This window comes from Gluconacetobacter sp. (assembly GCF_047721585.1).
In the GTDB taxonomy this organism is placed as follows: domain Bacteria; phylum Pseudomonadota; class Alphaproteobacteria; order Acetobacterales; family Acetobacteraceae; genus Gluconacetobacter; species Gluconacetobacter dulcium.
In genome coordinates, this window is sequence record NZ_JBDNXE010000222.1 from 1 (window position 1) to 3,214 (window position 3,214).

General features: G+C 67.0%; 3 protein-coding genes and 2 pseudogenes. All 5 read right to left on the reverse strand.

Annotated features, from left to right (window positions below):
• Positions 1 to 309, reverse strand: a pseudogene (locus tag ABF821_RS20435) (GTPase HflX); the annotation flags it as partial.
• A 123-nt stretch (positions 310 to 432) separates the two neighbouring features.
• A complete protein-coding gene (locus ABF821_RS20440) occupies positions 433 to 984 on the reverse strand; it encodes an alpha/beta fold hydrolase (RefSeq protein WP_415531405.1) in 552 nt (183 codons plus the stop codon).
• A gap of 5 nt (positions 985 to 989) precedes the next feature.
• A complete protein-coding gene (locus tag ABF821_RS20445) occupies positions 990 to 1,283 on the reverse strand; it encodes an alpha/beta fold hydrolase (RefSeq protein ID WP_246401818.1) in 294 nt (97 codons plus the stop codon).
• A gap of 195 nt (positions 1,284 to 1,478) precedes the next feature.
• Positions 1,479 to 2,552, reverse strand: a complete 1,074-nt coding sequence (locus ABF821_RS20450) for a bleomycin resistance protein (protein WP_182973828.1) — start codon at positions 2,550 to 2,552, stop codon at positions 1,479 to 1,481.
• A gap of 219 nt (positions 2,553 to 2,771) precedes the next feature.
• A pseudogene (locus tag ABF821_RS20455) lies at positions 2,772 to 3,214 on the reverse strand (NAD-dependent dehydratase); the annotation flags it as partial.

Genomic DNA, 3,214 nt, shown 5'->3' on the forward strand with positions numbered 1-3,214 from the left:
GGATGGCCGGGGGGTGTCGGGGGTGGTTTCGAACCGCTTGCGGGCCTTGGTCATCGGGGGCGTGGCCATGGAGGTGACGACGCCGCTGCCGCCGGTCAGGGCCGCCAGTTCCTCCAGCTTGCCGGCGCCCAGAAGGGAGGCAGCGCCGGTGCCCTCGCGCTTCTGCGAGACCGAGCCGACGACTTCGTAGCCCAGCGTCTTGACCAGGCGGCCCAGCTCTTCAAGGCTGGCTTCGTGGGCGACGTCGTCGATATCGGGGGTCTGGATGCCGACGAGGACGGCGCGCGGAATGGGGGGTGTGGTTTCCATCGCGTGTTTGTAGCATGGATCGGGCCGTGGCCGGAGCCGTCGTTCTTTTTTGGAAAAAAGAACCAAAAAACTTTGATCTGGTCGGGAGCCTTGTGCTGGGGACACGCGATGGTCCTGCATGGATCAGGGGAGTGGGGTGCTCAGCCCTGCCAGGATCGCTGTGTGGAAGGCGTTCGGGTCCTGCATCTGCGGCGAGTGGCCCAGCGTGGGGAATTTCACCAGTTTCGCGCCGGGGATGGCGGCGGCGGCGTCCTTGCCCAGTTGGGGGTAGTGGCCCAGCGTGGCGCGGATGGCGGGCGGGGCGGTGTCGCTGCCGATGGCGGTGATGTCCTTGTCGCCGATCATCAGCAGGGTGGGAACCCTGAGGTCGGGCAGGTCGTGGACCACCGGCTGGGTGAGGATCATGTCGTAGAGCAGGGCGGAGTTCCAGGCGACGTCGTCGCTGCCGGGGCCGCGATACATGCCGGCCAGCATCTGGACCCATTTTTCGTAATCGGGGCGCCATTCATCGGCGTAATAGACTCGTTTTTCGTAAGCACGGATCTGGGCGGCGGTCTTGCCGCGTTCCGCACGGTACCAGTCGTCGACGGTGCGGTAGGGGACGCCTTTCTGTAGCCAGTCTTCCAGGCCGATCGGATCGACCAGCACCAGGTGCGTAAGCTCGCGCGGGTACATCAGGGCTAGCGGATGGCGAGCATGCCGCCGGTGGAGTGGCCGATCAGGACCGCCTTCTGCGCGCCGAGATGGGCTAGCAGGTCGTGTGTGTTGTGGGCCAGTTGCGGAAAACTGAACTGATAGGCGCGCGGTTTACTGGATTTGCAGAAGCCGATCTGGTCCGGCGCGATGACGCGGTAGCCGTGGGCGGTCAGGAAACGGATCGTGCCTTCCCAGGTCGCGGCGCAGAAATTCTTTCCATGGAGCAGGACCGCGACCTGCCCGTTTGGGTGGAGGGTCGGGACATCGAGATAGGCCATCCTCAGCGGCTGGCGCTGGGAGGTGAAGGTGAATTGCCCGACCGGCCAGGGATAGGCGAAGCCTTGCAGTTCTGGCCCGTAGGACGGACCGCTGTTGCCGCCCGGCTCCGCCGCATGGGCCGGCGCGCCGACGGCGAGAAAGGTGCCGCACAGGGCGGCGGCTGCGATTTGGCGGACGCGGAGCGGAATGGGGGCTTATCCTTCGACGGCGGCGCCCAGGCGCAGCGCGCCGAGCTGTTCGGGCAGGGGAAGGGACAGGACGAGGAAGGGGGCGCGGGTGCCGTCGGTTCCGCCATTGAACATGGCGAGCTTTTCGATCTGCGAGCAGGGCACATAGAGCGTGCGCTTGCTGTCGATGAACAGGGCGTCGGGCGAGGTCAGGCGCGGGTCCTGCACCAGCGTCGTGCGCCGGCCGTCGGGGGAGAGGATGACGATGCGGGCGTTTTCGCCGTTGGAGAGGTAGATATTGCCCAGCGTGTCGATGCAGGTGCCCCCGATGCTGGGGATTTCGGCGGCGACCTGCACCAGGGCGGCGAGGTCGATATCCGATTTGCGGTCGTCCAGCAGGTCGGCGACGCGGATTTTCTTCAGCGGGCCGGCAGGGACGGCGAAATAGAACCATGTACCGTCGGCGTCGATTTCGATATCGTCGCTCTGCACCTGCGGGCGGTTGCCCTGGGCGTCCTGGAGGATGCGGCCGCCGCCGCCTTTGTGGATGTGGGTGGCGTCGTTGCGCAGCAGCGGGTGCGCGGAGAGGCGGCGCAGCGTGCGGCCGGTTTTCAGATTGTGGATGACGATGCCGCCCAGCCCGCTGTCGGTGGCGAATAGCAGGTCGCCATGGATGCGCAGGTCGTTGAACTGCGCGCCGGGGGGCATGATGTCCTCGGGGAAGCGCAGGACGCGCAGGACGGCGCCGGACGTCGTGTCGAGCTGCACCAGTTTCTGGGCGCCGGGTTCGGGAGATTGGCCCGGTGGGGCGCCCTGGTCGACCGCCCAGAGCGTGCCGTCGGCGAAGAGATGGATGGCGTTGACCATCACGAAGGCGGCGCTGCCGTCCTGGCCCGGTTTCCAGGCATTCCAGCTTCCTCCGGGGAAGGGATGGACCGTGCCGTCAGGCGCGACCCGGCCGACCGAAAATGTCGCTTCGTTGCCGGGAAAGCGGGGCATGCCGAGAAAGATCGTCTCGTCCGGCGTGACCGCTACGCCGCTGCACAGGAAGGGCGCAATGGCGGCGACGGAGAGGACAGGGGCCGCCGCCGTCGCTGCCACGGCCGGCCGTTACAGCGGGATGGTGGCGGCGGCGGCAAGCAGCGTTCTGCGGGTCAGGCCCTCGATTTCCGGTTTCATGGCGCGTGCTGCTCCCTTCGCTTGAGCTGGTCGGGGAACGGTTCACCGCCAGGGCGACCGGGTCAAGGGACCGGCTTGGGGCCTGACCGAAATATGTGCTGAAGAGGACGCCGCCGCCAGCACGCGTCTTTGGTCGGGCTTTCAGGGAATATAGCGCTGGGCCCGCAGGATTTCGAATAGGTTGAAGAAGGATTTCGGCGTGGTCTGGTAGGCGGTGAAGCCGAGGGTGTGGCTCTTGCTCATGTCGGTCACGCATTCGATCGGGCGGCCGAGTTCGGCGCCGGTGTGCCAGGGGAGGGCCAGGCGATCGAGCGCGTTTTCGCGCAGTCCGTGCCGGGCCGCGATGTCGGCCCAGAGGGGGGCGTCGGCGGACAGGACGTTCTCAAGCGACGTGGCGTGGCCGGGATAGGGGGCGGCCCAGTGGATCTGGCTGGCCAGTTGGCGGGCATCGGTCACGTCGGTCAGGCCGCTCCATTGCGTGGGCGAGCCGGGGAAGACGAACGGTCGGCCGGTTTCGCGGCAGATGCTGGCATAGACGGCCAGGGTGGAGCCCATGTTCATCACGTTGCCGATGGCGTGGCCGA

Excerpts from the sequence above, each read along its gene's own strand:
- ABF821_RS20440 (WP_415531405.1), bottom strand. The coding sequence starts at position 984 with ATGTACCCGCGCGAGCTTACGCACCTGGTGCTGGTCGATCCGATCGGC.
- ABF821_RS20445 (WP_246401818.1), bottom strand. The coding sequence starts at position 1,283 with ATGGCCTATCTCGATGTCCCGACCCTCCACCCAAACGGGCAGGTCGCG.